This window comes from Candidatus Pelagibacter communis, from assembly GCF_001180185.1.
In the GTDB taxonomy this organism is placed as follows: domain Bacteria; phylum Pseudomonadota; class Alphaproteobacteria; order Pelagibacterales; family Pelagibacteraceae; genus Pelagibacter; species Pelagibacter ubique_F.
In genome coordinates this window covers 39,261-65,823 of the sequence record NZ_CVSS01000037.1, presented here as the reverse complement: position 1 = coordinate 65,823, position 26,563 = coordinate 39,261, and the positions used below count along the sequence as shown (strand labels likewise).

Sequence of the window (26,563 nt, the reverse complement as noted above, 5' to 3'; positions counted from 1 at the left end):
TAATGATCTGTTTGTTTAGAGATTTCTTTTATCATAATAGAATATCCAGCCATTGTAAGCTGGGGAATATACTTATAGTTTTTAGTTGAGACGTCTTGAACAATTTGCCAATTATTTTTTTTCGAGAGTCTTTTACATTCCTCTAATGAATTTTCATAATTTCCTTTAACCCTTATTACCTCAGCTCCAAATTTTTCTATTTCATGAACTCTTGTTTGGCTTACATATTGACTTACAAAAATTTTACACTTCAAATTTAATCTTTTTGCGCCCCAAGCGACAGATCTACCATGATTCCCAGCTGTTGCTGACGAAATTACCATATTCTTTTTACCTTTAGATATTTTTTCTACTGCGTATGCCCCTCCTAAAGCTTTAAAGGACTTTAAGTGAAATCTCCTAGACTCATCTTTATAAAATATATTGTTAAAGTTTAAATTTTTCTTCAATTTATCAAGTGATAAAAGAGGAGTTGCTTTATAGTTTTTCCAATTTGATATAGTTTTAAAAGCATTGGTGATTAATGAAGAGGGAAGTTGTTTTAAAACATAGTTTCTTTTAAAACTATAATGATAATTTTTTAATAATTTTTTATATCTCCAGCTTTTAAGATTTTTTAAGCTTTTCACTTTAGCAATCTAGAGTATTTTGTCTTTCCCATTTGGTTATAGGTTTCGACTTATCAAATTTCTCTACATTATTAAATTCTTTAATTTCTGTGCTTCTTAGCTTTATATAACTATCAATTACATCAGTACCAAAAGCCTCATTCATCTCTTTATTTTGTTTTAATTTTTTTAACGATTGATTTAATTCATCAGGAAGTTTTGGAAGATCTGGATATTTTGCAAAGTCCTCGTACATATTACAATGAAGAGGTTTACCAGGGTCAATTTTATTTTTAATACCATTTATTCCAGCTGCGAGAACACTTGCTTGTAGCAAATAAGGATTAGCCGATCCATCCATTAATCTTAATTCAAATCTTCCCGGATCAGGAATTCTTATCATATGTGTTCTATTATTACCGGTATAAGATATACTACTTGGTGACCATGATGCTCCTGATTTTGTTGGAGGTGCATTAATTCTTCTGTAGCTATTGATTGTTGGATTGAAAAATGCAGATAGAGATGAAGCATGTTTTATTACACCACCTAAAAAATTATATGCCATTTTAGTTAGACCTAATTCATTAGATTTATCCAGAAATTTATTTTTCTTTCCATCCCAAACAGAAATATGAGCATGACAACCGTTTCCAGTTAAATTTTCAAATGGTTTAGGCATAAACGTTGCTCTCAGACTATGCTTTTCAGCAATAGTTTTTACCATGTATTTAAAAAATGTATGTCTATCTGCAGTCTTTAAACAATCTGAATAATCCCAATTCATCTCAAATTGGCCGTTAGCATCTTCATGATCATTTTGATAAGGACCCCATCCCATTTCAATCATACAATCACAAATTTCTTTAATTAAATCATATCTTCTCATTAATGCTGATTGATCATAACATGGTTTTGATTGAGTATCTCTTGGATCAGCAATGGAGCTTCCATCTGGAGATATCAAAAAATATTCACATTCTACTCCAGATTTCATCGTCAAACCTTGTTTTGAGAGTTTTTTAATTTGTTTTTTTAAAATTACCCTTGGAGAGGCATCCACAGGTTTTCCATTCATCCAAAGATCTGATGCAAGCCAACCAACTTCTTTATTCCAAGGTAATTGAATTAAACTATCTGGATCTGGAATTCCAAACATGTCTGAGTCAGCAGGTGTCATATCCAACCAAGCAGCAAACCCTGCAAACCCTGCGCCAGTTTCTTGCATTTCTTTTATTGCATGTGCTGGCACTAGTTTAGATCTAAGAACTCCAAATAGATCAACAAAGCTTATTAAGAAATATTTAATTTTTTTTTCTTTTGCAATTTTAAATAAATTTTTTGTCACAACTCAGGTTAACATAGTTATTTGAAAAAGGAAAAAATTGTTTCTTTATATAAAATTAAATTTACACAGATAATTATTATTATAGCTATAATTACACCATACTTTGCTTTAGGAAAAACAACACCCCGCATTTTACTTGGTCTCAATTCTTCGTTATTATTATCTTCTTCAGGCATTAATGGTTAAGAAATAAAAATGGGCACTGTGATTAACAGTGCCCAAATTTTTAGTTGAAATTACCAATCGGTAATATTGCTTTTATGGTCATTTGGACCATGTCTTTTTCTACCCAATCTTTCAAGCTCATCACTTTCGGATTTGGCAGTTAAAACAGTCCAACCAACCCATAAAATTATAGCTAGTATAACAAGTATACCTTCACTAGATCCAGCACCAGGATAAACAGCACCAACAACTTCTTCTGCTGGTTTATTTAGGTGATCTACCCAGTTTGTAACAGTCGCCATATATTTCTCCTTTACCTGGTTGCTGATGCAACTGCTTTTTCATCCGATTTAGCAGTTTCCATCATTTCATAATCTAGACCCGCTATTTCTACCTCTCGTGGTATTCTTAATTTACCCATACCTGCGAGAACTTTAGCAATAACATAGCCCGGTATTAGTCCAAGAACTACGAACATAATTAATGCTCCTATGAACTGTCCTAATGGATTAATTGTTGCGTAAGTAGTTCCATCCCACATAGCACCAACACTGTAACCAGATGATGGATAACCATTAAGAACAAAACCACATATTACTAAACCAATGAATCCAGCATAACCATGTACTGCAACTGCACCAACTGCATCATCAATTTTGAACTTACGCTCAACGAAATAATGTAGTTTGTATGAAATCACAACACCGATCATACCGATTATCATAGCCTGAATTGGATGATATAAATCATTTCCAGCTGAAGCACATATAATACCTGCTAGTCCACTTGAGTATGTCCAGAATGGATCACCTTTTGCAATCCAATAACCGGCTAATAATCCTCCTGATAATGACATCAAGAAGTTAAAAGTAATACCACTAAGTGTAGTAGGGGTTACGTATATGTTTGTTGCTGTCCAATAACTTATGCCTTCCATACCGTACTCAGGCCCAAGATCAAAGATTGGTATATTACACGCTGCGTAGAAGCCCCAGAAACCAGTATAAATTAGAAATAATCCAATTGTTACTAACCAAGGATTTCTTGGTCCAATGTTTCTTGGTTCACCGCTAGATGAAAATTTTCCAATTCTTGGTCCCAAAACCATAAGAACACCTAAAGCAAATCCACCAGCTATAGCGTGAATTACTCCTGATGCATAAGCATCGTGGTATCCTAATAGTTTAAGCATCCAGCCATCAAAGTGCCATCCCCAAGCAGCATCAATTGTCCAGAATACAGATCCAATTGCAATTGCTAAAATTCCAAATGCAAAAGTTGTAATTCTTTCAATGATTGCTCCTGAAACGATGGAAGCAGCTGTCCAAGAGAATAAAAGGAATGCAGCCCAGAAGACACCCGAAATGTGGTCTCCTAAATTTACAGCCATTAATTCACTTGTTGCAGTATACCAAGTAGCACTAAATGCAGAATCATCTGTAATTAGAGCCGTACTTTCATTCATTATTGATGGTGCTAATCCCGGTCCTGTTGGGAAAGCCCAATAAATCCACCAACCAAATAAAAACCAAGTTACTGTTACCAAAGGTATCAGCATCGTGTTTTTCATTAAAGTATGTTGGTGATGTTTGTATCGAGAAGCTCCAACTTCATACATACAGAAACCGACATGAATCAAAAACATCAGTACTACTGTTACCCAGTAGTAGAATTCTGTAAATATAGTAGTAAGAGCACCTAACTGATCAGTCATATTCTCTCTCCATATTAGTTTTTGAAAGCCTATAAAATTTGTAAAGATGTGACAATTAAAACAATCTTCTAAAACCTAATATTCACAACAGGTTTCAAAAAATAATCAACTTTAGATTGTGTGATTAAAATTTTAAGTAAGCTTTTTTCAAATCAACAAGAGGGTGTTTTGGAGACATTTGAAATTTAACTAAAAGTTCTCTAGCTATCATATCTCTATCTTGTTGATTGTTTGGTAGTTTAATTGAACTTGGAATTGTAACCCAGCCATTCGCGTTTCTACAAAATACTGCGGGTCTTCCCTCTTCATAACCCATATGTACATCTTCTAACCAATTCAAATCATCCCAACCCATTGCTTCCACGTATTTTTTTAAAAAAGGTGTCATCTTACTGTAATCAGGAAGAAGATTAACGTCATATCTATAACCAATAGATTGGCCTATCATTTTTTCTCTAGCTGTTTCTTTTTTTTTACCTAATTGTTGGTCTTTTACAGCCACTGATTTTGACGCTTTTTTTTTATTTTTCTTTTTAGCCATAATTATCTTTAAATTTTGTGGTAGTTATCAACTCCAACTGTGTAATTAGTACCAGCCAAAGGAACTTTAGCTAAAGCTGATGCTTCAGAAGTTAGTGCTGCTAAATCCTCAGGTTCTAAAGAATGGATATTTGTTTTTCCACACGCTCTGGCTAACAATTGCGCTTCTAAAGTCATTGAGTGAAGGTAATTGTAAACTCTAAGTGCAGCATCATCAGGATTTAATCTAGCTCTAAGCTTAGGATCTTGAGTTGCAACACCAACTGGACACCTTCCAGTATGGCAGTGATAACATTCACCTGCTTTTACACCCATTTCTTTTTCAAAATTTGCTTCAGGAATATCTTTGTTGCAGTTAAGCGCAATCATAGAACCTGTTCCTATTGCAATAGCATCAGCACCTAAAGCTAAAGCTTTTGCCATATCAGCACCATCTCTAACACCACCTGCATAAATTAAAGTTACTTTTCCTGTTTTACCAACATCATCTAATGCTCTTCTAGCTTCTCTGATTGCTGCTATTCCAGGAATCCCTGTATTAGCTGCTGCAATATGCGGACCAGCTCCTGTTGATCCCTCCATACCATCTAAATAAATAGAATCTGGATCACATTTAGCTGCCATACGAACATCATCATAAACTTTTGATGCACCCAATTTTAATTGAATTGGAACTTTATTTTTAGTCAGTTGTCTTAACTCTTCAACTTTTAAAGCTAAATCATCTGGACCTAACCAATCTGGATGTCTAGCAGGAGATCTTTGATCGATACCAGACGGTAATGATCTCATCTCAGCTACTTGGTCAGTTACTTTCTGACCCATTAAGTGTCCACCCATTCCAACTTTTTGTCCTTGTCCAATAAAAACTTCTATCCCATCAGCAAGTTGAGCATGATGTGGGTTAAATCCATATCTTGATTGAATACATTGGTAAAACCATTTTTCTGAATATCTTCTTTCATCAGGTATCATTCCACCTTCACCTGAACATGTTGCACTACCTGCCATTGTCGCTCCTCTTGCAAGAGCTGTTTTAGCCTCATATGATAAAGCTCCAAAACTCATACCAGTAATATAAACCGGTATATCTAATTCAATTGGATTTTCACATCTTGGACCAATTACAGTTTTGGTTTCACATTTTTCTCTATATCCTTCGATTACAAATCTTGTAAGTGTACCTGGCAAGAAAACTAAATCATCAAATGTAGGAATTTTTTTCATTAATGCCATTCCTCGCATTCTATATCTTCCTAATTGCGATTTTATATGAATGTCATCAATTACATCAGGAGTAAAAATAGCATTATGTCCTAAGAGACTTTTGTTTCTTCCACCATTTGAACTTAAGTGAACATCTGCTTTTCCACCAACATTACCATTCTTTTTTATTTTACCATTTTTTTTCTTTTTTTTCTTAGGCATTAAATTGCTCCTTTTTTCTCAGTAGGTTCTAGATTGTCATAGTTCCAAAGTTTTTTACCAGCTACTATTTTTTTCATTTTACTCACGTCAAAGTTTTCACCTATTTCAGCAACCTTTAATTTTCGTTTTAACCAATCTTGGTCGCTTTTTGTCAATTCCGCGTCTACAGCATCACTACCATAAGAGCCAATTTCTCCACCTACGAAAATTGTCCCATCATACATAGAGTCGCCTAAATTAATCCCAACGTCTCCTAGTATAATTATTCTACCTCTTTGCATCATAAAACCAGTAAAAGCACCAGCATCTCCACCAATAATTATGGTTCCACCTTTCATATCAATACCAGTTCTAGCACCAACACTACCTTTGCAAATTAAATCTCCACCTCTAATTGCTGCCCCAAAACACGACCCTGCATTTTTTTCTATTACCACTTTACCAGCCATTAAATTTTCAGCACAGGACCAACCAACTCGACCATTGATTCTAACTATTGGTCCATCACATGAACCAATTCCAAAATATCCCAAACTACCTTCAAAAATTAAATTTAATTTATTTAAAATTCCAACACCTATACTGTGTTTACCTTGTGGATTTTTGATAACTATAGTTCCATAACCTTGACTCATTAAATTATCTATTTCTTTGTTTGCTTCTGCTGCAGTCATATTTTCAACATCAAGGTCAGTTCTTTTATTAAAGTCCACATCATAAGTTCCAAAGTAATAAAAATTTTCAGCCTCGTCAGGATTAAAAAATTTTTGTTGAGTTCTTCCTGTTAAAACCTCTTTATGCATTCCCATTGCCTGGGCCTTCGTTTTTTTTGTAACAGTTTTTATATTTGCCATACTTTCACCTCTCCATCGAACGGATCATAAGTATCAATTTCTTGTGGCAAAATTGATCTTATCGCTATTTCCTCTGAGCCCATTGCAACTAAATCATCTGACTCATAAAGAACTAAAGGCTTTGCAGCCATCGTATCTTTTGCCATACCTAATGAGTCTTTAGTCGCAACAAAATAAGTAAAAACACCATCTAAACCTGTAAGAGACTCTTTCATACCTTCTTCCAAAGATGCTCCATCTCTCATCTTTTCAGCTAGATAAACAGCTATTAGTTCTGAATCACATTCAGACATAAAACGCATTCCTTTATTTTCTAAAGATCTTCTATTGTTCCAGTAATTAGTTAATTGTCCATTATGTACTACTGATACGTCACTAAATGGATAACCCCAAAAAGGGTGAGCTGACTTGATATCTACTCCAGACTCCGTCGCCATCCTAGCATGACCGATTGCATGAGTGCCAACAAGTTTATCTAAATTATATCTGTCACAAACCATTTTAGCATTTCCAAGATCTTTTATAACTTCTAAAGATTTGCCCATAGAAAGTATTTCAACACCAGGTATACTTTCAATTTTTTGTGAGAATTCTAATAAATCTTTTTTATCATATTGAATTTCATATCTTAGAGAGTAGGGAAGAATTCTTTCTTCTTTTATAATTTTTGCTCCCATTTCAGTAAGGTAAGTATCTACTATTTTTTTTCTCTCGTCATAAACAGAAACATCTTCAGCAACAGATGTGCTTCCTTCACCAACATTTTCACCAACTTTAAATCTCATAATGAAATTTTTTCCATCGGTATCGCCATATAAAGCATAACCTGTAGAGTCTTCTCCTCTGTGTTTTAAAGCCTGTAACATTCCCTGAAGTTCATGACCAACGTTTGATGATTTTCCTCTATGAATTAATCCTGCTATTCCGCACATATATTTTCTCTCTCTGTATCTATTATGGTAAACAATCTAAATAAGTATCTAAATCCCATTGAGTTGTTGCACCTAAAAATCTTTCCCATTCATCATTTTTATACCAATGGAAAACTTTATACATCTCATCAGGCATTGCAGATTTGATAACTTCATCTTCTGATAATCTTTCTAAAGCTTCACCTAAACTCAAAGGAAGTTTCTTAACATCTTTACCTGCCTTTTGAGCTTCATAAATATTTCTAGACTCTGGAGCTGCTGGTTGCATCTTTTTACTAATTCCATGATCACAAGCTTTCAGTAAGGCTGCACCTAATAAATAAGGATTATGCATTGAATCTACCGATCTGTATTCAAATCTACCCGGTGCTGATACTCTCAATCCACAAGTTCTATTTTGGTAACCCCAGTCAGCATAAACAGGAGCCCAAAAACCTTGATCCCACAATCTTCTATATGAATTTACAGTTGAAGATCCTAACGCAGTTAAAGCTGGCAAGTGTTCCATTATACCAGCAATTGATTGTAAACCAATTTTACCCGGTAACTGCATATCTTTTGTATCAGGCATAAAAGTATTTGTTCCACCTTCAACATAACCAAATACCTCTTCAACAGCCGGTAAAGTTTTATGTCCAAGTTTGTTAGTTTTTACTTTTCCACCCTTCCATAAAGACATATTAGTATGACAACCACTAGCTGACACACCCATAAAAGGCTTAGTCATGAAACATGCAATTAAGTTATGTTCTCTTGCAACTTGTGCACAAATTTGTCTATAAGTTGATAATCTATCAGCATTTCTTAAAACATTATCATAAGTCCAGTTTAACTCTAATTGACCTGGAGCATCTTCGTGGTCACCTTGAATCATATCTAAACCCATAGCTTTTGAATACTCAATAACCTTCATAAAAACAGGTCTTAAAGATTCAAATTGATCAATATGATAACAGAATGGTTTAGAAAAACCTTTTCCAGTCGGAGTTCCATCCTCATTTTTTGTAAGCCACATCATTTCAGGCTCTGTTCCAACTCTTAATTCAAGTCCATGTTTCTTTTCGAATTCTTCCATGAAAATTCTCAAATTACCTCTACAGTCAGAAGTTAAATGTCCACCTGGATTTTGTCTTTCTTCTCTATTTCTAAAACATGTTACAAATACTCTTCCAACTCTTTTATCCCAAGGTAATTGGCAAAAAGTTTCAGGATCAGGAATACCAACTAGCTCCATAGCCTCTGGACCGTATCCAATATAGTTGTTATGACGATCTAAAAATAAGTTTGCTGTTGCTCCGTAAACTAATTGAAAACCTTTTTCTGCAGTTCTTTCCCAATGATCTGCTGGAATTCCTTTACCAACAACTCTACCTGTTACTGATATAAATTGATAATAAATATAAGTTATTCCTAACTCATTAATTTTTTCTCTAACTTTTTTTACTAACTTATCTCTTCCTGGTCGGTTAACATGTTTTTCTAGATCAGTCATTTTCCCCTCAATGAATTATATTTATTCAAACGTAGCTGAAAATTTTATTTGTGTCTAGGCTTAGAGTTTAACTCCAAGGGAACGGACTGTTCGAAGTAGGGTGAAGTTCTCCCTTCTCGTAACGGTTGAATCTAAACGGTTTCAATAAATCACTTTCAGTACCAAGAATTTCTTTTGCAACAAGCTCTCCAACACCAATCATTTTATAACCATGGTTAGCATCGGCAATCATATATACGTTTTCAAAAAATCTATCAAAGATTGGAAATGAGTCTGGTGTCATGCATCCAAGACCACCTGATGGACCTTTTCTATATAAATCAGATTTTCCTTCAAATCTTTTTTGGCAATGTGCTAAAGCAGAGCACCACATATCACTAAACGCATCAGTAGTTTGATACTCTGGAGACTCAATTCCATAAGGATCAACATTTACTTGATCAAAATGTTTTTTAACAATGTAAGGTGATGTTCCACCTTGAACTCCTAAACCATCAATATCAGGTTTATAATAAATTCCCCAAATTTTATCCGTAATTAATTTTTTTGTTTTATCCGAATATAATGGTGCAGTCGAGTCAACATGAACTACTGGTGGCTGTTTACCATCATTTGTTTTTAAGAAATCTGGCTCAACACCAATAACACCCTCTTGAAGCATCCAGTAAGTCCACATATCAGTTACATGCATTTTACCATCTTTACCTTTTATGTTTGCTGTTTTAGGTAATTCCAACATATTCCAAAAATCTCTAGCCCACGGTCCTGCTCCAATTACTACTTGTTCACAATCGATTGTGCCTTTATCTGTTTCAACCCCTGTAACCGCTTTACTATTACTTCCTCTTTTAAATCCTGTAACTTTCACACCTTTCATCACTTGAACACCATTAGAAGTAGATTTATTTTCTAAAGCTTTAATAGAATCTTTATTAAATGCGTATCCACCCTTTTTTTCATGAAGAATTGAAGTTATACCTTGGGCTTGCCAGTCATCAAACATTCCCTTCATGTATTTCATGCAATCCTTTTCACCTTCTATAAAATCAGATTCATATCCTATTGCTTTTTGTTGCTCATAAATGCTCGCAACATCTTCATGCATAACCTCAGGTGATATTTGTAAATAACCAACTGGATTGTATTTAAATGCTTTAGGGTCGCTTTCCCAAACTGAAACTGAATGAGCCATTAATTCTCTCATCGCTGGTTGGAAATAATTATTTCTCACAACCCCACAAGCTATTCCACTTGCACCAGCTGCTGTGTCTTTTTTTTCTAAAACTACGATGTCACCAGGGTTTTTATAAGTTTCTGATAATTTCCAAGCAGTACTTAAACCGTGGATACCTCCACCGATTATTACTACTTTTGCTTTCGTCGGTAATGACATTGATACATCTTTATTTTTCGTGCGACTTAAATATATAATTTTTTATATATATAAAATATATAAATAATTAATTACTTATTCTTTAGAAGCTTAGATTTTTTAAAGTTTCCAGATATCTGTTAAATTCTTCAATAAAAGACACACTTGGTTTTATGTGTTTTTTTCTTTGATCACCTGAAGTTTTTTCTAAGAAAAAAAAACCTTTTTCACATGCTTCATTGATCATTAAAGCAGACTTCGGTCGAGATGTTTTAAACAATTTAGTCTTTAGTTCCTCAACTGTTAAATTCTCTTTATATTTATATGCATGCATAACTAGAAGCATCATGTGATAATGTGAAGGTGACTTTCTAAAAAAGTAATTAGAAGATGTATGGGAAAGTTTCATTTGATCTTCCCAAAATTCAAGTAAATCTTTAGTTGTTTTTGCCATTAAGATCTTACTCTAGTCTTTTTAGGGTCAAAGTGTGGGAAACTCACAACCTTTGCTGAAATTCTTTTTTGGTGACCATCTATTTTTCCAACCTCAACCTCTGTCCCTGGCTCTGAGTATTGAGTATCTATTCTACAAAGTGCTATATTTTTATTAAGAGTTGTTGATAAACAACCACTTGTTATTATTCCAACTTGTGATCTTCCAACATGCACACAATCACCATGACCAGCATGTTCTTTTCCAATAAGCTCTAAACCAACAAGTTTTTTTTGTGGATTTGCTTTCCGCTCTTTTAGAATTTCTTTTCCTATAAAATCCTCATCCTTAGTTTTGAGTGGAACTGCAAATCCAATCCCAGCTTCAAAAGGATCTTGTTGTCCATCAAATTCATTACCAAATAAAATTAAACCTGCCTCAATTCTTAATTTATCTAAAGCAGCAAATCCTGCAGGGATTAAACCGTGATTTTTTCCAGCTTCCATAAGTTTATCCCACACTTCAGGAGCATGTTTTGGGTGACACCAGACTTCATAACCAAGTTCGCCAGTATAACCTGTTCTGGAAACAATTAGTGGAATACCTTGAAGGTCTTCAATTCTACAAATTGTGAATCTAAACCATTCCAACTCATCTATTGATGGTTGGGTAGGAGGAGTAAAAATTAATTTTTTTAAGATTTCTCTACTTTTAGGACCTTGAATAGAAACATTACTAATTTGATCTGTTGAATTTTTTACATTTACCTTGAATTTTTTTTTCTTTGCAACTTCTTTTAACCATTCACCAGCGTATTCATCTCCACAAATCCATCTAAAACCAGTTTCACTTAATCTTAATAATGTACCATCATCAAACATCATTCCATTTTCATAACACATTGCAGAGTAAACAACTTGACCAACAGAAAGTTTCTTAATGTTCCTTGTGAGTGTATAATTCATTAATTCCTCAGCATCCGGTCCTATAATTTCAAATTTTCTTAAAGAAGATAAATCAATTAGGACAGCTTTTTCTCTACAAGCATTATATTCTTCAACTACACCATGTTTAGTATAATCATTAGGTAACCAAAATCCTCTAGCATCAATAAAGTTTCTGGTTAATTTTGATGTCCTTTCATAAAAACCAGAATTTCTAGTAAGTTTTTTTTCAGAGTCTGTTTTCATTCTAAAAGCAAATGATTTTGTAAATTCTTTTTTTTTGTCATAAGTTCTAACAAAAATATCAGTTGGATTCCATGAATTACAAGCATCTATATCACTTGGACATGCGGTAGTTCCAATTGTTAAATCTTTTAGAGCTTTAAACATTACATAATCACCAGGCCTAGCAAATGACTCATCAGAAATAACAGAATTTAATCCTGAAGCTGACGTGTTAAAAAATAAGTTTATAGCATGCCAACCTTTTTGTTTTTGAACACCATATTTAGACATAGAATTAGTTAAGTTGTCAGAACAATTTGGGTGGCCAAAATAGCCAGCATCTTCATAATATTTTGAAGTACAAGCAAGGTTAAATGTATCGTGCTTGCCAACAGTATCTCTAATTACCTCAATTAGTGGTTCATGATCAGTATCATAAAATTTTGAAAACAATCCTGGCCCAGGAAAAGTATTACCCATAAAAGTTCTTGTTGTTTGCCAATCAAGACCTTTTTCAATTTTTTTATCTAGTTTTCTAGTATCAAATGCCACAAAGTCAGAACATTGTCTTCCTGCTGGGCTTATGACCTGAATATAATCACCTTCTTTAACTTCATAAGAAATTGAAGTTTCTCTATCAATATTTTTTTCATAATTAGGTTCATAAATTGGATCAGGTATAATTGACAACTCTTTATCATTAATAATTTTTGCTCTATTTATAAATATTGTTAAATCACTCGAAGGGTTTTGATCACTCACTAGCATATCATTTTGTGGTGCTGAAAAAATCACATAACATTTATCTTTAGATTTAATTTTAATTTTTTCACCACTAGGAGTATTGTCATCAAACAAAATTGAGGATTTAGATTTATTTATATTTAAATTCCGTTTTTTTAATTGAAGATTGGTAATTAAAGAACTTTCATCTTTTCTAAGTAAAATTTCTTTTATAAAACTTTCCTTAGCATTCTCTTTTAAATTAAGAATTCCGTTTTCAGATTTTCCATCTTTATCAAAACAAATTATTTCACAAATCTGATTTCCTTCATCATTTATAATTTCTATTTCATCATCGGGGAAAATTTGTAAGCCAGTGAGACCTCCTGCATTAACTACATGTCTTTCAACTCCAGGTGGTAACACATTAAGGCCTGGTTCCTTTATATCTAAAGTAGTTTGCGACATTTTTTATAATCTATTGTTATATTATATAAATATCTAGTAGTTGACTATCATTTTACTTAGGCACATACTAACCATACTTAATATTAAGAAAGGGGAAATAATGCGAAAAATAATATCGTTAATTTCTGCAGCGATAATCTCAGCAGTTAGTTTTGCTGGACTATCTAATGCAGATAGCAAAAAACCCATCGTAATTCCGACACACAATTGGTCAAGTCAAATTGTAATGGCTTACGTTATTGGTGGAATAATGGAAAGCATGGGTAACAACGTAAAATACGTAAATGCTGACTCACAAGCAGTATACGAGTCAATTAGAATTGGTGACGTTACTATATCTCATGAGGTATGGGAATCTGCTTTTGGTAAATCATTCACAACAGCTCTTGATAAAGGTGGATTGCTAGACTGGGGAGACCATGAAGCAAGAACACTTGAGGATATGGGATATCCTAATTGGGTTGCTGAAAAAGGATTATGCCCAGGATTACCAGACTGGACTGCTTTAAAAAATCCAGACTGTGCTAAAAACTTTACAACACCTGACTCTCCAGATGGAAAAGGAAGAATGTTGGAAGGTCCACAAACTTGGCATGGTGACCTAATCCCCCAAAGAGTTGACGCTTTAGGATTGGGAGATCTATGGTGGGTTAAATTTGCTGGAAGTGCGGATGCACTTTGGGCAGAGTTAGCAGCAGCTGAAAAAGAAGGAAGAGGAACAATCATTTTTAACTGGACACCAAACTTTACTGATGGTGCTGGTTTTACATTTATCGACTTTCCTCCTTACACTGCAGGTTGCAGACCTGAAGATGGTGGAGATGGAAAATGTGGTTCGCCAGATGGTTATTTGAAAAAAGCGGTTAATGCTGATTTTCCAAAAACTCATCCGGATGCAGCAGCAATGTTCAAAAAACTTTCTTTCTCAACAAGTCAGATTGGTGCAATGGCAGCTTTAGTTGACATTGACAAAATGACTCATGAGGATGCAGCTAAAAAATGGCTGAAAGATAACGAGAAAGTTTGGAAAGCTTTTATTAAATAATATTAAAGGCAGTTAAATCTTTAAATCTCTCCCAACTATGTTGGGGGAGATTTTTTTTAAACAAATTTAGATGATCAAATATTTTTTTACTATACTAATTAGTTTATTATTTTTTAATCAAACTTTAGCAAAAGATGTTAGCATAAATGAAAATATTGATCTCGAGTTTGTCTGTGATTTAGAAAAAAAAATAATTAAAAATTCAAAATATAACTATCAAACATTTTTAGCAAAAGATTTAAATGAAAAAGGTATAGATAGTTTAAAAATTTTATCAAAAAAACCAGAAACACTTTTAATCAAAGGGTTATCATCATTTCTTTCAGTTTCATCAAAACTTAATGTCAAAGTAGTCAATAAAGATGTGGTTTTATTTAAATCAATTGATAAAGAAAAAAATTATTCTGAGTCCGGTATTATCACAAGAAAAACAGGTGAATTAATTCATGAAATAACAAAAAATATGAAAAGTGAAAACTCTGAAAAATATATTTCTATTTATTCATGTAATAAGGATGACAAAAAAGTATAATTTTTTTTTAACTAATTTTGTGTAAAGTATTGCTATGAAAAAATACCTCTTAGTAATTATTTTAGGTTTATTTATCAGTTCAGTTGCGATAGCACGAAGTACAGGGTGCAAAGAAGGAAATTGTGAAAACGGTTTTGGAAAATGGGTTTACACAGATAAAACTACTTATGAGGGTGAGTGGGTAGGTACTAAGAAAAACGGACAAGGAATTGAGACTTGGCCTAACGGATACATCTACAAAGGTGAGTTTAAAAATAGCGAATGGAGCGGCTTAGGTATTTTAACCTTTCCTGATGGTTCAACTTATGAAGGTGAATGGGCAAAAGGTTTTATGAATGGAAAAGGAACTTTTACTTGGTCCGATGGAACTCAAAAAACAGGAATATGGAAAAATGGAGAGTTACAAGATTAAATGTTGAAAGAAAATTTTTTGAATAAAATAAAATATTTACCTGAGACCACAAAACAGTTTGGTGGGTTGATATTAATAATTTTCATTATTTCATTATCTTTTTTTATTCTAAATATAAAGTTTGGTGGTGGTGATGAACTTGTTAGAAAAATGAAATTAGAGGAGGAAAGAATTGCTAAAGAAAAGAAATTAAGTGAATTAATTTCTAAATTGCCCTCAGGAATATTAGTAACTTTTGATGGCACAGATCACTATAAGTTAACAGATGAAGTTTACGAGCAAGTTTGTAAAGCTACAAAATTAATTCCTCAACGTGCAATTATGGGTGCAAATTTTTTAAATTTTAGAGCTCATGAAATTTATACAATTAACGGTAACAAAATTGATGAAACATTTGTTAAGTGGGATGAGGAGAAAAATAAGTGTTTTGCAGGGTTTACAGTGAGCGGAAATAATGTTGGAGTTGACGAGTCAATAACTGTAAGTGGTGAAGCATTAAGTTTTTTAAGTACAGGAATTGATACAAGAGTTTATTATATTAAAAATTTTTAGGGGGAAAGTAACAATATTATGGATTTAATTTTATCCTAATTTCATATAACCTAATTAAAATTTATGTCTGAGCCAGTTATCAAATGTGAAAATGTGTATAAAATATTTGGAGCAAATGCTCAAAAAATGCTTCAAGATTCTAATGGTAATGTTGATGCTAAAACTTTCCAAGAAAATGGGTGTATTGTAGGTGTGAACAATGCTTCTTTTGAAGTTTCAAAAGGAGAGATGTTAGTTGTTATGGGCTTATCAGGCTCAGGTAAATCAACTTTACTAAGATGCATCTCACGATTAACAGATGCTACAGGTGGTAAAATTTTTATAGAGGGCCAAGACTTGTTAAAACTAAACAATAAAGACCTCATAGATCTTAGAAGAAATAAAATGGGAATGGTTTTCCAAAGCTTTGCTTTACTTCCTCATAAAACTGTTGTTGAAAATATAGCCTTTCCACTTCAGATTAAAGGAATCAAGATTGAAGACAGTATTAGTAAAGCAATGGACATGGTTAAACTAGTTGGTCTTGATGGTAGAGAAAACTATTTTCCAAGAGAACTTTCAGGAGGACAACAACAAAGAGTAGGTATTGCAAGATCATTAGCAGTTGAGCCAGATATTTGGTTTTTAGATGAGCCTTTTTCAGCTTTAGATCCATTAATTAGAAAAGAAATGCAAGATGAGTTTTTAAGACTTCAAGATAAGTTACAAAAAACAATTATGTTTATTACACATGATTTTGACGAGGCTTTAAAACTTGCAGACCGAATTGCAATTATGAAAGATGGTATAATTGAGCAGTTAGATACACCTGCTAATATTGTTTTAAACCCAGCTACTGAATATGTCAGAAAATTTACTGAAGAAGTACCAAGAGAAAAAGTCTTGTTGATTGAAGATGTTATGGAGGTATCTAAAGATAATTTAGGTGACTTAAAAGTCTCAAAAGATGAAATTATAGAGAATGTTGCAGAAAAAATTCTCACTCAAGAAAAACCAGTTGCTGTAGTGAATGAAAACAACGAAATTATAGGTTCCATTAATCCAACTAAAATAATTAATACAGTTTTTGGAGGAAGAAAAAATAATAATTAAATTATGGAACTTTTAAAAAAATATCCAAAAACTTTTCAATGGTTATTTTTATTAATCGTATTTTTTGCTTTATGTTTTGCGGTCGATGTCCCTGAAACATATAAGTTCATTAGAGGCCAAGCAGAATTTGTGAAAGATCCTAATCAAAGTAGTTATGTATTTTTAGGAAAAGAAGTAAGATATTATGCTTTTGATGTCTTTTGGAGATTGCCTCCATTGCTTGGCTGGTTGCCTATTTGGATTAATGACTCATTATTTTTTTTAATGAACGATTGGATGCCAATTGAAGTTTGGAACGAAGATACTCAAGAATTTAAAAGTCGTCCGATAGTTTTACAAATAAGCAGAAATTTGACTGCCTTCATGACTTTTTTAATAGAATTAATTAGAGAGATATTATTAGGAGGTCTTGAAACTATAGTTGCTTTTACTAGTTGGGATTGGATAGATAAAAATCCATGGGCTGAATTACCAGGATTACCTTGGACAATTGTTGCAGCAGGTGCGGCGCTTCTTTCATATAAGCTTAGTGGTAAAGGTCTAGCTTTATTCGCAGGTTTAACTATGGTTTACATTTCTGTATTTGGTCAATGGAAACCCTCTATGCAAACACTTTCTTTTATATTGGTTGCTGCTCCATTATCTTTTATTTTTGGTTTAGGATTGGGGATAGCAGCTTTTAGAAGTAAACGAGTAGAAAAAGCTTTATACCCAATATTACTGGTAATGCAGACCATGCCACAATACGCTGTATTGGTTCCAGCACTAGTTCTTTTTGGAGTGGGTGATCATGCTGCAGTGATTATTACTATGGTTGTAGCAATACCTCCGATGATTTTATTAACTTTATTAGGTTTAAGAGCAGTCTCTCCAGAAGTTATTGAGGCAGGTAGAATGAGTGGATGCACTAATTTTCAATTAATGTTTAAAGTATTAATTCCAACCGCAAGAAGAGATATTTTAATTGGGGTAAACCAAGTGATCATGGTTTGCTTTTCAATGGCAGTTATATCAGCTTTTATTGGTGCAAAAGGTTTAGGATTTAATTTGTTATTAGCACTAAACCAATTAAACATTGGATTAGCTTTAGAGGCAGGCTTATGTATTAGTTTGATTGCAATTCTTTTAGACAAGTTGTCTCTGGCATGGGCCAATAAACAAACAGATTATTTTGGTAATCTTACCTTTTACCAAAGAAACAAAAACCTTTTATTTTTTGGAGCTATATTTGTTATTGGAATAGTGCTAGCTTATATTGGAACTTATTTATTTAAAGATACTTTCAATTATTTATTTGAAATTCCTCATAATAAAGGAATATCAACTGCTGATTTTTGGAATAAAGGAGTAGATTGGATTTTTGATACTTTCTTTATTTATATTAAAGCTTTCAATACATGGTTAATACAAGAAGTACTTCAACCTATGAGAGCTTTGTATTTAAGAATGCCTGCAATAGCCACAATAGTTTTGATTGTTGGTGCGGGATATTTAATTGGTGGTTTACGTTCAGCATTAGTAGTTTGTGCTTTAACTTTATTTATCGCATTCAGCCCTTGGTGGGATAGAGCTTTAGTAACTGCATATATGGCAACTTTTGGCGTAATAGTATCATGCATTATTGGATTCACAGTTGGCACTTTATGTTTCCAAAATAAACACTCAGCAAATTTTATGTTAGGTGTTTGTGATATTTTTCAAACATTCCCTTCTTTTGTATATTTAATTCCTGTAATGATGTTATTTGGAATAACGGATACATCTGTATTAATTGCAGTTATAGTTTACGCTACAATACCAGCAACAAGATATACAATTGAGGGACTTAGAAGTGTTCCAGCAGGCTTGCATGATGCTGCAACTATGTCAGGTGTAAATAAGTTTCAGAGATTAACTAAAATAGAATTTCCTTTAGCGTTTCCTCATATGATGCTTGGTATAAACCAAACAATTGTATTTGCTCTATTTATGGTAATTATTGGAGCATTCATTGGTACAGAAGATTTAGGTCAATATATTTTAAAAGCATTATCAGATAAAAAAGGTGCGGGGATCGGATTAACTTTAGGCATATGCGTAGCATTTATAGCTTTAATATTTGATAATCTAATTAGATCTTGGGTTGATAAAAGAAAAAAACACCTTGGAATTGACTGATGCATAAATTTATAGTTTCTATTGATCAAGGCACAACATCTAGTAGAGCAATTCTTTTTGATCTCAGCGGAAGAGTTAAATTTGTTTCACAAATGGAATTCAAACAATATTTCCCAAAAGATGGGTGGGTAGAGCATGATCCAGATGAAATTTGGTCAACAACTCAAAAAGTTTTACGAAATGTAATAAAAAAAAGTAAACATCTGAAAGGAAAAATTCTAACTATAGGAATTACAAATCAAAGAGAGACAACAATACTTTGGGACAAACATTCTGGAAAACCAATTTATAATGCAATAGTTTGGCAAGATAGAAGAGCAGTTGATTATTGCAATAAGCTTATTAAGCAAAAAAAAGAAACATTAATCTATAATAAGACAGGTTTGTTAATTGATGCTTACTTTTCAGCAACTAAGATAAAATGGATAATTGATAATGTTCCTAAAGCTAAAGAATTAATTAAAAAAAGAAGGTTACTATTTGGAACTGTGGATTGTTTTTTGTTATGGAGACTAACTGGGGGTACAAATCATTTTACTGATGCAACAAATGCTAGTCGAACAATGTTATTTAACATCATAAACAATAAATGGGACAGACAAATTTTAAAAATGCTTAAAATACCAGAACATATTCTACCAGAAGTAAAAGATTGTTCAGATGATTTTGGGCATACGGATCCAAAAATAACTGGAGAGTCATATTCTATCACAGGCATGATTGGAGATCAGCAATCAGCAACAGTAGGACAGTGTTGTTTTGAGGCAGGATCTTTAAAGAGTACGTATGGAACAGGAGCTTTTTTACTACTAAATACTGGTAGTAGAATAATTTATTCAAAAAATAAGTTACTTACTACAATTGGTTTTAGACTGAACGGAAGAAATGTTTACGCGTTAGAGGGATCAATATTTATTGCTGGTGCAGGTATTCAATGGTTGAGAGACAAGATAAAGTTTATCAAAAAAGCCTCTGATACTGAAAGATTAATTAAGAAGCTTAATTCAAATAATGGTATCTATTTAGTACCAGCTTTTACAGGATTGGGTACTCCTTACTGGAATGCAAAATCTAGAGGAGTGTTAAGTGGATTAACTAGAGACTCAGGTATAAATGATATTGTTAGAGCAACAGTCGAGTCAGTTGCGTATCAAACTTATGATTTATTCGAGGCAATGAAAAATGATGGCCTAAGACCTAAAATCGTAAGAGTAGATGGAGGAATGGTAAAAAATAATTGGTTTGCTCAATTTTTAAGTGATGTAGTAAATGTAAAAGTTTTAAGACCAAAAGTGGACGAAACAACAGCGTTGGGTGCAGCATTTATGGCTGGTCTAAAAATTGGAGTTTACAAGTCTCTTAAAGATATTTCAAATAAATGGAAATTAGATAAAAAATTCATTCCAAAAATGGGACTATCTAAAAGAAAAAAATTAATCATTGGCTGGCAAAAGGCAATTAAAAGAAGTTTAATAATTTAATTCAACTTAAAATTGAAAATAAAGAATTTGCTCTTTACACTCATTACGAATTCTTGTTAGTCTTAATTTTTATCAAACACAAGAGAGGAAAAAAAATGCTTAATAAAATAAAAACAATCCTAGCTTTTGTTGTTTCATTCTCACTACTTGTAACTTCTTCTTATGCTGATGCAATTAAGAAGTATGCTACAGGTGAGTTTAGTCTTTCTACATTATCTGAGAAAGACAGAATTAAGGAATTAAAATGGTTTCAAAAAGCCGCGAAACCATTTAAAGGAATGGAAATAAATGTCCTATCCGAAACAATTCCTACTCACGAGTATGAGTCTAAAACACTAACAAAAGCATTTGAGGAAATTACTGGAATAAAAGTAAATCACCAACTTTTAGGAGAAGGTGAAGTTGTACAGGCTGTGCAAACGCAAATGCAAACAGGAAGAAACTTGTATGATGCATATATTAATGATTCTGACTTAATTGGTACTCATTCAAGACTTCAACTAGCAGTAAATTTAACTGACTGGATGGCTGGTGAAGGAAAAGATGTTACTTTACCAACGCTTGATATCGATGATTTTATTGGTAAATCATTTACAACAGGCCCAGATGGAAAACTTTATCAATTACCTGACCAACAATTTGCAAACCTTTATTGGTTTAGAAAAGATTGGTTTGATAGACCTGAAATCAAAAAAGGTTTTAAAGCTAAATATGGATATGATTTAGGTGTACCTGTAAATTGGTCAGCATATGAAGATATCGCTGATTATTTTACTAATGATGTTAAAAACATCGATGGTGTTAGAGTTTATGGACACATGGATTATGGTAAAAGAGCTCCAGATTTAGGTTGGAGAATGACTGACGCATGGTTATCTATGGCTGGTGCCGGATCTGTTGGAAAACCTAATGGTGTTCCAGTAGATGAATGGGGTATCAGAATGGAAAAAGGAACATGTAACCCAGTTGGAGCTGATGTGGCAAGAGGTGGAGCTGCAAATGGTCCTGCTGCCGTCTACGCTATTCGAAAATGGGATGAATGGTTAAGAGCTTATGCTCCTCCAGGTGCTGCAAGTATGGACTTCTACCAGTCTTTACCAGCTTTATCATCTGGTAACGTAGCACAACAAATTTTCTGGTATACAGCGTTTACTGCATCGATGGTAGCGCCTAAGAGCTCAGGAAATAAAACTGTTGATGACAATGGAACTCCTTTATGGAGAATGGGTCCGTCACCAAAAGGACCTTATTGGGACGAGGGAATGAAGCTTGGATATCAAGATGCTGGTTCATGGACTTTATTTAAGTCTACTCCAGTTGATAGAAGAAAAGCTGCATGGTTATATGCTCAGTTCGTTGTATCTAAAACTGTTTCTTTAAAGAAAAGTCACGTTGGTTTAACCATCATAAGAGATAGTGATATAAACCATAAATCTTTTACTGAAAGAGCTCCAAAGTTAGGAGGATTAGTAGAGTTTTATAGATCTCCTAATAGAGTATTATGGTCACCTACAGGCATCAATGTTCCGGATTATCCGAAACTTGCGCAAATATGGTGGCAACAAATTGGAGATGTTAACTCAGGTGCTTTTTCTCCACAAGAAGCTATGAATCGTCTTGCAGAAGAAATGAACTTAGTAATGTCACGTATGGAGGCTGCAGATAAAGCTAACAATACGTATGGTGGATGTGGTCCAAGATTATCTAAACCGAAAGGTGAAGAATACTGGTTAGGACAAGCAGGATCGCCAAAAGCTAAGCGAGATGAGAAGCCTCAAGGTAAAACTGTTCCGTACGAAAAAGCTTGGAACTAATTTTACGTTGTAAATAAAATCTTTTCAAAGAGGGGTTTAATTACCCCTCTTTGTTTTTTTAATTCACAAATAAATTTTTATGAGTTTAGAGCTTAAAGGTATTGAAAAAAAAATTGGTGAAGAAACTCATATTTACACAACTGACCTTAAATTTGAAAAAAATACAATTAATGTTTTGCTTGGCTCCACTCTAGCTGGAAAAACAACTTTAATGCAACTAATGGCTGGATTAGATAAGCCAACATCAGGTGAGATTTACTTTAATGACAAAAATGTAACTGGTGTGAAAGTCCAAAAAAGAAATGTTTCGATGGTTTATCAGCAGTTTATAAATTATCCAAATTTTACAGTTTACGAAAACATTGCTTCACCACTAAAAATTATTGGTATAGAAAAAAGTGAGATAGATCAAAGAGTTGGCAAAGTTGCGGACTTATTAAAACTTACTCCAATGTTATCTAAAAAACCAATGGAATTATCTGGAGGTCAACAACAAAGAACAGCATTGGCTAGAGCTTTAGTAAAAGACTCTGATCTAATTTTGCTAGATGAACCTTTAGCTAATTTAGATTTTAAATTAAGAGAAGAGCTAAGAGAAGAATTACCAAAATTATTTAAAGATAGAGATTGTATTGTGGTTTATGCAACTACAGAACCATCGGATGCCTTATTAATTGGCGGTTACACAGCAACACTTTTAGAAGGAAAAGTAATTCAACATGGTAAAACTTTAGATGTATACAACAAACCAAATAATTTAGATTCAGCAAAAGTATTTAGTGATCCACCTATGAATATTGCGGATATAAGCAAAAAAGGAGAAACTTGTTCATTATTATCAGATAAAGTTAGCTGGAAAACAAATTTAAATCTTAAAGATGGAAATTATAAAGTAGGAATTAGACCTCATAATATTACCACATATAAAGAAGGCAATAATTCTATAGAAATTAATGGAAAGGTAATCATTTCAGAACTGAGTGGATCTGAAAGCATGATTCATTTTAACAATGGGGATTTAAATTGGGTATCATTGTCAGAGGGAATTCATCAAAAAGATGTGGGCGAAAATACAAAACTTTTCATGAATGCTGATGAATTTTTATATTTCGACAGCAATAATAGATTGGTGGGAAATGTCTAAAATAACTTTAAATGAATTAAGCCATAGTTATTTACAAAAACAAAGTAAAGATGAAGATTGGGCAATTAGAAATGTAAATATTGATTGGGAGGATGGAGGAGCATATGCTTTACTTGGACCTTCTGGATGTGGAAAGACAACATTGCTTAATATTATTTCAGGATTAATTATTCCCACTCGAGGACAAATTCTATTTAATGATGAAGATATTACTGAAAAAAATCCTGTAGAAAGAAATATAGCTCAAATATTTCAGTTCCCCGTGATCTATGACACTATGACTGTTTTTGAAAATTTAGCGTTCCCACTAAGAAATAGAAAAATTCCAGATGAAGAGATAAAAAGAAAAGTTAATGAGATTGCTGAAATGTTGGAACTTACTTCAACATTACATAATAGAGCTTCAGGCTTAACAGCCGATGGAAAACAAAAAATATCACTTGGAAGGGGATTGGTTAGATCGGATGTAAATGTAATAATGTTTGATGAACCTTTAACTGTTATTGATCCTCATTTGAAATGGGTATTACGATCAAAACTAAAAGAGCTTCATCAAAAAATTAAGAGAACCATGATTTATGTTACTCATGATCAAACAGAAGCCTTAACTTTTGCTGATCAAGTAGTTGTTATGCATGAAGGTCAAATAGTCCAAACAGGAACACCAGTGGAATTGTTTGAAAAACCTAAGCACACTTTTGTAGGTCATTTTATAGGTTCTCCGGGGATGAATATTCTTCCATGTGAAATCGACAAAGGTTTAGTCGTTGTTAATGGAACAAAAATTAAGACTTCAAATTTAAAAATAGATAATGCTAATTTTTCTAAAATGGAAATTGGTGTGAGACCTGAGTTTATTTCATTTAACAACGAAGGCTTACCAGTAAAAATACTTAACGTGAGTAACATTGGAAAAAACAAGATCATAGAAACTGAAAGTGATAGTGGAAAAATAAAATTAATTACTAAAGCTTCAGAAAAAATACCAGAAGGCTCAGCTTTCTTAACATTCAAAAAAGAATACACTTATGTGTATGGAGACAACTGGATAGTAGATTAATGAATAAAACTGTAAATCAAAAAGCCTGGTTCTTTGTTGTACCTGTTTTTGTCCTTGTTGCATTTAATGCAATCATTCCATTGATGACAGTTGTTAATTATGCTTTTCAAGAAACTTTTGGAAACAATGTCTTTATGTGGGAAGGAACAAGATGGTTCAAACAAATTTTAATTTCTGAAAGATTTCATGCTGCTTTAGGTAGACAAGTTTTATTTACGTTAATTATTTTAGTTATTCAGATACCTTTAGGAATTTTTATAGCATTGAATATGCCAAAAGAGGGAATTGGAGTTCCAATTTGTTTAGTTTTAATGTCTATGCCACTATTAATTCCTTGGAATGTAGTTGGAGCAATGTGGAATATTTTTGCGCTTCCAGATATTGGTTTTTTAGGTCACTCATTAAATGCAATGGGTTTTGATTATAATTTTACGCAACAAAGTGGTGACGCTTGGTTTACCACTATATTAATGGATGTTTGGCACTGGACTTCATTGGTTGTTTTACTTTCTTATGCAGGATTGAGATCTATTCAACCTGCTTATTATCAAGCAGCCGAAATTGATGGCGCAACAAGATGGGCTGTATTTAGACACATAGAATTACCTAAGATGAAAAAAGTTTTAACTATTGCAATCCTTCTAAGGTTTATGGACAGTTTTATGATATATACTGAGCCTTTTGTTTTAACTGGGGGAGGACCAGGAAATGCAACAGCTTTCTTATCTATTGATTTAGTTAAAATGGCATTAGGGCAATTTGATTTAGGACCAGCAGCAGCAATGTCATTAATATATTTTTTTATTGTTCTTACAGTTTGTTGGGTTTTTTATAATTTAATGATGAAAAATGAGAGTCAGTTATGAAAAAAGTTAAGTGGTTAGTACCAACGATTTATATTATTTTTTTAATGTTACCAATATATTGGTTATTAAACATGTCATTTAAGACCACAACTGAGATTATAAATACTTACACATTGTGGCCTCAAGAGTTTACATTAGAAAACTATAAAAAAATATTTACAGATAGCACTTGGTACACTGGCTATTTAAATTCAATTTATTATGTAGTTTTAAATACTATTATTTCGGTTGCAGCTGCATTGCCAGCTGCTTATGCTTTTTCAAGATATAAATTTTTAGGTGATAAACATTTATTTTTTTGGCTGCTAACAAATCGAATGGCACCACCAGCAGTTTTTGCACTACCATTCTTTCAATTTTATTCTTCAGTAAATTTGTTTGATACACACGTAGCTGTAGCCTTATCGCATTGTCTATTTAACATTCCTTTAGCTGTTTGGATTTTAGAAGGGTTTATGTCAGCAGTACCAAAAGAATTAGATGAAACTGCTTATGTTGATGGATATTCATTTACTAAATTTTTCTTTAAGATATTTATTCCAACAATTACTGCAGGAATAGGAATTACAATGTTTTTTTGTTTTATGTTCTCATGGGTTGAATTATTACTAGCTAAAACTTTAACTGCTGTTGCAGCTAAACCAATCGCTGCTACAATGACGAGAACCGCCAGTACATCAGGGTATGAACTTGGACTATTGGCTGCAGCTGGTAGCTTAACAATTATTCCAGGCGCAATAGTAATTTATTTCGTAAGGAATTATATTGCGAAAGGATTTGCTTTAGGTAGGGTATGATATTTACTAATTCATTTGCTTCCGACACAAATACTTGGGGGTCCGTTGCTGAAACTCAAAAAAAAGGTTTTTTTGATTTTGAATTTATTACTTGGATGGCTTGGACTTGGCAAACCGCAGCTTTCTTCTTATTCATTATACTGTGTTTTGTTGTAATGGTTTTATGGGAAAAGAAAAAACCTGGAGGCAGTCCTAGAAGAGGTGTTCTAGGATTAGACACAACAAGAGGAGATAGGCTCTTTATTTCATTATTGAGCTCAGCCTACATTCATTTGGGATGGTTAGGTTTAATAGGCCCAATGCTTTGGATTGCTACTATTTTATCATTTATTTTTGCAATATTTGTATTTAGGTACGTTTAGAAC

26 protein-coding genes are annotated in these 26,563 nt (G+C 33.1%); 13 read left to right on the top strand and 13 right to left on the bottom strand.

Annotation, left to right across the window (positions count from 1 at the left end):
• The 13 genes from AMN95_RS02550 to AMN95_RS02495 form a co-directional block, all read right to left on the bottom strand.
• Window positions 1–629, bottom strand: a 629-nt coding sequence (locus AMN95_RS02550; protein ID WP_143323761.1) for a pyridoxal-phosphate dependent enzyme, incomplete at its 3' end; no start/stop codon positions are given.
• Window position 630: 1 nt separating this feature from the next.
• A complete protein-coding gene (gene glnT / locus AMN95_RS02545) occupies window positions 631–1,956 on the bottom strand; it encodes a type III glutamate--ammonia ligase (RefSeq protein ID WP_075522422.1) in 1,326 nt (441 codons plus the stop codon).
• A gap of 17 nt (window positions 1,957–1,973) precedes the next feature.
• Complete coding sequence (locus AMN95_RS05655; RefSeq protein ID WP_179850342.1) at window positions 1,974–2,132, bottom strand: hypothetical protein; 159 nt, start codon at window positions 2,130–2,132, stop codon at window positions 1,974–1,976.
• 60 nt (window positions 2,133–2,192) lie between these two features.
• Window positions 2,193–2,423, bottom strand: coding sequence for a hypothetical protein (locus AMN95_RS02540; protein ID WP_075522421.1), 231 nt, complete (start codon window positions 2,421–2,423; stop codon window positions 2,193–2,195).
• A gap of 11 nt (window positions 2,424–2,434) precedes the next feature.
• A complete protein-coding gene (locus AMN95_RS02535; RefSeq protein WP_075522420.1) occupies window positions 2,435–3,835 on the bottom strand; it encodes an ammonium transporter in 1,401 nt (466 codons plus the stop codon).
• A 124-nt stretch (window positions 3,836–3,959) separates the two neighbouring features.
• A complete protein-coding gene (locus tag AMN95_RS02530; RefSeq protein ID WP_075522419.1) occupies window positions 3,960–4,376 on the bottom strand; it encodes a hypothetical protein in 417 nt (138 codons plus the stop codon).
• 8 nt (window positions 4,377–4,384) lie between these two features.
• On the bottom strand, window positions 4,385–5,803 hold the full coding sequence (locus AMN95_RS02525) for an FMN-binding glutamate synthase family protein (protein WP_075522418.1): 1,419 nt from the start codon (window positions 5,801–5,803) through the stop codon (window positions 4,385–4,387).
• Complete coding sequence (locus AMN95_RS02520; protein ID WP_075522417.1) at window positions 5,803–6,657, bottom strand: GltB/FmdC/FwdC-like GXGXG domain-containing protein; 855 nt, start codon at window positions 6,655–6,657, stop codon at window positions 5,803–5,805. Before AMN95_RS02520 ends, AMN95_RS02525 begins: the two co-directional genes overlap by 1 nt.
• Complete coding sequence (locus AMN95_RS02515) at window positions 6,645–7,589, bottom strand: class II glutamine amidotransferase domain-containing protein (protein ID WP_075522416.1); 945 nt, start codon at window positions 7,587–7,589, stop codon at window positions 6,645–6,647. Before AMN95_RS02515 ends, AMN95_RS02520 begins: the two co-directional genes overlap by 13 nt.
• Window positions 7,590–7,611: 22 nt before the next feature.
• Window positions 7,612–9,081: a glutamine synthetase family protein gene (locus AMN95_RS02510; RefSeq protein ID WP_075522415.1), complete on the bottom strand. Its 1,470-nt coding sequence runs from the start codon at window positions 9,079–9,081 to the stop codon at window positions 7,612–7,614.
• 67 nt (window positions 9,082–9,148) lie between these two features.
• Entirely contained in the window at window positions 9,149–10,474 is a 1,326-nt protein-coding gene (locus AMN95_RS02505; protein ID WP_075522414.1) for an NAD(P)/FAD-dependent oxidoreductase, read from the bottom strand.
• An 82-nt stretch (window positions 10,475–10,556) separates the two neighbouring features.
• Window positions 10,557–10,907: a hypothetical protein gene (locus AMN95_RS02500; RefSeq protein WP_075522413.1), complete on the bottom strand. Its 351-nt coding sequence runs from the start codon at window positions 10,905–10,907 to the stop codon at window positions 10,557–10,559.
• Entirely contained in the window at window positions 10,907–13,246 is a 2,340-nt protein-coding gene (locus AMN95_RS02495; protein WP_075522412.1) for an aminomethyltransferase family protein, read from the bottom strand. The genes AMN95_RS02500 and AMN95_RS02495 overlap by 1 nt, the downstream gene beginning before the upstream one ends.
• Before the next feature lie 100 nt (window positions 13,247–13,346).
• Here AMN95_RS02495 and AMN95_RS02490 point away from each other — a divergent pair, with 100 nt between their 5' ends.
• From AMN95_RS02490 to AMN95_RS02430, 13 genes are all read left to right on the top strand, one after another.
• Window positions 13,347–14,291 (top strand): ABC transporter substrate-binding protein, encoded by a 945-nt coding sequence (locus AMN95_RS02490; protein ID WP_075522411.1) that lies wholly within the window; start codon window positions 13,347–13,349, stop codon window positions 14,289–14,291.
• A gap of 70 nt (window positions 14,292–14,361) precedes the next feature.
• The gene (locus AMN95_RS02485) at window positions 14,362–14,823 is read left to right on the top strand and encodes a hypothetical protein (protein ID WP_075522410.1); all 462 of its coding nucleotides are present in this window, start codon (window positions 14,362–14,364) and stop codon (window positions 14,821–14,823) included.
• Between the two features lie 34 nt (window positions 14,824–14,857).
• Window positions 14,858–15,235: an MORN repeat-containing protein gene (locus tag AMN95_RS02480; RefSeq protein ID WP_075522409.1), complete on the top strand. Its 378-nt coding sequence runs from the start codon at window positions 14,858–14,860 to the stop codon at window positions 15,233–15,235.
• Window positions 15,236–15,787 (top strand): hypothetical protein, encoded by a 552-nt coding sequence (locus AMN95_RS02475; protein WP_075522408.1) that lies wholly within the window; start codon window positions 15,236–15,238, stop codon window positions 15,785–15,787.
• A gap of 63 nt (window positions 15,788–15,850) precedes the next feature.
• Window positions 15,851–16,879: a quaternary amine ABC transporter ATP-binding protein gene (locus AMN95_RS02470; RefSeq protein ID WP_075522407.1), complete on the top strand. Its 1,029-nt coding sequence runs from the start codon at window positions 15,851–15,853 to the stop codon at window positions 16,877–16,879.
• A 3-nt stretch (window positions 16,880–16,882) separates the two neighbouring features.
• The gene (locus tag AMN95_RS02465) at window positions 16,883–19,036 is read left to right on the top strand and encodes an ABC transporter permease (protein ID WP_075522406.1); all 2,154 of its coding nucleotides are present in this window, start codon (window positions 16,883–16,885) and stop codon (window positions 19,034–19,036) included.
• Window positions 19,036–20,517, top strand: coding sequence for a glycerol kinase GlpK (gene glpK / locus AMN95_RS02460; RefSeq protein ID WP_075522405.1), 1,482 nt, complete (start codon window positions 19,036–19,038; stop codon window positions 20,515–20,517). The genes AMN95_RS02465 and glpK overlap by 1 nt, the downstream gene beginning before the upstream one ends.
• Before the next feature lie 95 nt (window positions 20,518–20,612).
• Window positions 20,613–22,331, top strand: coding sequence for an ABC transporter substrate-binding protein (locus AMN95_RS02455; protein WP_075522404.1), 1,719 nt, complete (start codon window positions 20,613–20,615; stop codon window positions 22,329–22,331).
• Between the two features lie 79 nt (window positions 22,332–22,410).
• Window positions 22,411–23,475 (top strand): ABC transporter ATP-binding protein, encoded by a 1,065-nt coding sequence (locus AMN95_RS02450; RefSeq protein ID WP_075522403.1) that lies wholly within the window; start codon window positions 22,411–22,413, stop codon window positions 23,473–23,475.
• Window positions 23,468–24,535, top strand: coding sequence for an ABC transporter ATP-binding protein (locus tag AMN95_RS02445; protein WP_075522426.1), 1,068 nt, complete (start codon window positions 23,468–23,470; stop codon window positions 24,533–24,535). The genes AMN95_RS02450 and AMN95_RS02445 overlap by 8 nt, the downstream gene beginning before the upstream one ends.
• Window positions 24,535–25,401: a carbohydrate ABC transporter permease gene (locus AMN95_RS02440; RefSeq protein WP_075522402.1), complete on the top strand. Its 867-nt coding sequence runs from the start codon at window positions 24,535–24,537 to the stop codon at window positions 25,399–25,401. The genes AMN95_RS02445 and AMN95_RS02440 overlap by 1 nt, the downstream gene beginning before the upstream one ends.
• A complete protein-coding gene (locus tag AMN95_RS02435; protein ID WP_075522401.1) occupies window positions 25,398–26,198 on the top strand; it encodes a carbohydrate ABC transporter permease in 801 nt (266 codons plus the stop codon). The genes AMN95_RS02440 and AMN95_RS02435 overlap by 4 nt, the downstream gene beginning before the upstream one ends.
• A gap of 95 nt (window positions 26,199–26,293) precedes the next feature.
• Window positions 26,294–26,560 carry a DUF2160 domain-containing protein gene (locus AMN95_RS02430; RefSeq protein WP_075522425.1) on the top strand — a complete coding sequence of 89 codons (267 nt, stop codon included), beginning with the start codon at window positions 26,294–26,296 and terminating at the stop codon, window positions 26,558–26,560.
• Window positions 26,561–26,563: the final 3 nt, after the last annotated feature.

What these genes read in the sequence shown, in the direction of transcription:
- AMN95_RS05655 (WP_179850342.1), bottom strand. Translation starts at nt 2,132, where the DNA reads ATGCCTGAAGAAGATAATAATAACGAAGAATTGAGACCAAGTAAAATG.
- AMN95_RS02540 (WP_075522421.1), bottom strand. Translation starts at nt 2,423, where the DNA reads ATGGCGACTGTTACAAACTGGGTAGATCACCTAAATAAACCAGCAGAA.
- AMN95_RS02535 (WP_075522420.1), bottom strand. Translation starts at nt 3,835, where the DNA reads ATGACTGATCAGTTAGGTGCTCTTACTACTATATTTACAGAATTCTAC.
- AMN95_RS02530 (WP_075522419.1), bottom strand. Translation starts at nt 4,376, where the DNA reads ATGGCTAAAAAGAAAAATAAAAAAAAAGCGTCAAAATCAGTGGCTGTA.
- AMN95_RS02525 (WP_075522418.1), bottom strand. Translation starts at nt 5,803, where the DNA reads ATGCCTAAGAAAAAAAAGAAAAAAAATGGTAAAATAAAAAAGAATGGT.
- AMN95_RS02520 (WP_075522417.1), bottom strand. Translation starts at nt 6,657, where the DNA reads ATGGCAAATATAAAAACTGTTACAAAAAAAACGAAGGCCCAGGCAATG.
- AMN95_RS02515 (WP_075522416.1), bottom strand. Translation starts at nt 7,589, where the DNA reads ATGTGCGGAATAGCAGGATTAATTCATAGAGGAAAATCATCAAACGTT.
- AMN95_RS02510 (WP_075522415.1), bottom strand. Translation starts at nt 9,081, where the DNA reads ATGACTGATCTAGAAAAACATGTTAACCGACCAGGAAGAGATAAGTTA.
- AMN95_RS02505 (WP_075522414.1), bottom strand. Translation starts at nt 10,474, where the DNA reads ATGTCATTACCGACGAAAGCAAAAGTAGTAATAATCGGTGGAGGTATC.
- AMN95_RS02500 (WP_075522413.1), bottom strand. Translation starts at nt 10,907, where the DNA reads ATGGCAAAAACAACTAAAGATTTACTTGAATTTTGGGAAGATCAAATG.
- AMN95_RS02495 (WP_075522412.1), bottom strand. Translation starts at nt 13,246, where the DNA reads ATGTCGCAAACTACTTTAGATATAAAGGAACCAGGCCTTAATGTGTTA.
- AMN95_RS02490 (WP_075522411.1), top strand. Translation starts at nt 13,347, where the DNA reads ATGCGAAAAATAATATCGTTAATTTCTGCAGCGATAATCTCAGCAGTT.
- AMN95_RS02485 (WP_075522410.1), top strand. Translation starts at nt 14,362, where the DNA reads ATGATCAAATATTTTTTTACTATACTAATTAGTTTATTATTTTTTAAT.
- AMN95_RS02480 (WP_075522409.1), top strand. Translation starts at nt 14,858, where the DNA reads ATGAAAAAATACCTCTTAGTAATTATTTTAGGTTTATTTATCAGTTCA.
- AMN95_RS02475 (WP_075522408.1), top strand. Translation starts at nt 15,236, where the DNA reads ATGTTGAAAGAAAATTTTTTGAATAAAATAAAATATTTACCTGAGACC.
- AMN95_RS02470 (WP_075522407.1), top strand. Translation starts at nt 15,851, where the DNA reads ATGTCTGAGCCAGTTATCAAATGTGAAAATGTGTATAAAATATTTGGA.
- AMN95_RS02465 (WP_075522406.1), top strand. Translation starts at nt 16,883, where the DNA reads ATGGAACTTTTAAAAAAATATCCAAAAACTTTTCAATGGTTATTTTTA.
- glpK (WP_075522405.1), top strand. Translation starts at nt 19,036, where the DNA reads ATGCATAAATTTATAGTTTCTATTGATCAAGGCACAACATCTAGTAGA.
- AMN95_RS02455 (WP_075522404.1), top strand. Translation starts at nt 20,613, where the DNA reads ATGCTTAATAAAATAAAAACAATCCTAGCTTTTGTTGTTTCATTCTCA.
- AMN95_RS02450 (WP_075522403.1), top strand. Translation starts at nt 22,411, where the DNA reads ATGAGTTTAGAGCTTAAAGGTATTGAAAAAAAAATTGGTGAAGAAACT.
- AMN95_RS02445 (WP_075522426.1), top strand. Translation starts at nt 23,468, where the DNA reads ATGTCTAAAATAACTTTAAATGAATTAAGCCATAGTTATTTACAAAAA.
- AMN95_RS02440 (WP_075522402.1), top strand. Translation starts at nt 24,535, where the DNA reads ATGAATAAAACTGTAAATCAAAAAGCCTGGTTCTTTGTTGTACCTGTT.
- AMN95_RS02435 (WP_075522401.1), top strand. Translation starts at nt 25,398, where the DNA reads ATGAAAAAAGTTAAGTGGTTAGTACCAACGATTTATATTATTTTTTTA.
- AMN95_RS02430 (WP_075522425.1), top strand. Translation starts at nt 26,294, where the DNA reads ATGGCTTGGACTTGGCAAACCGCAGCTTTCTTCTTATTCATTATACTG.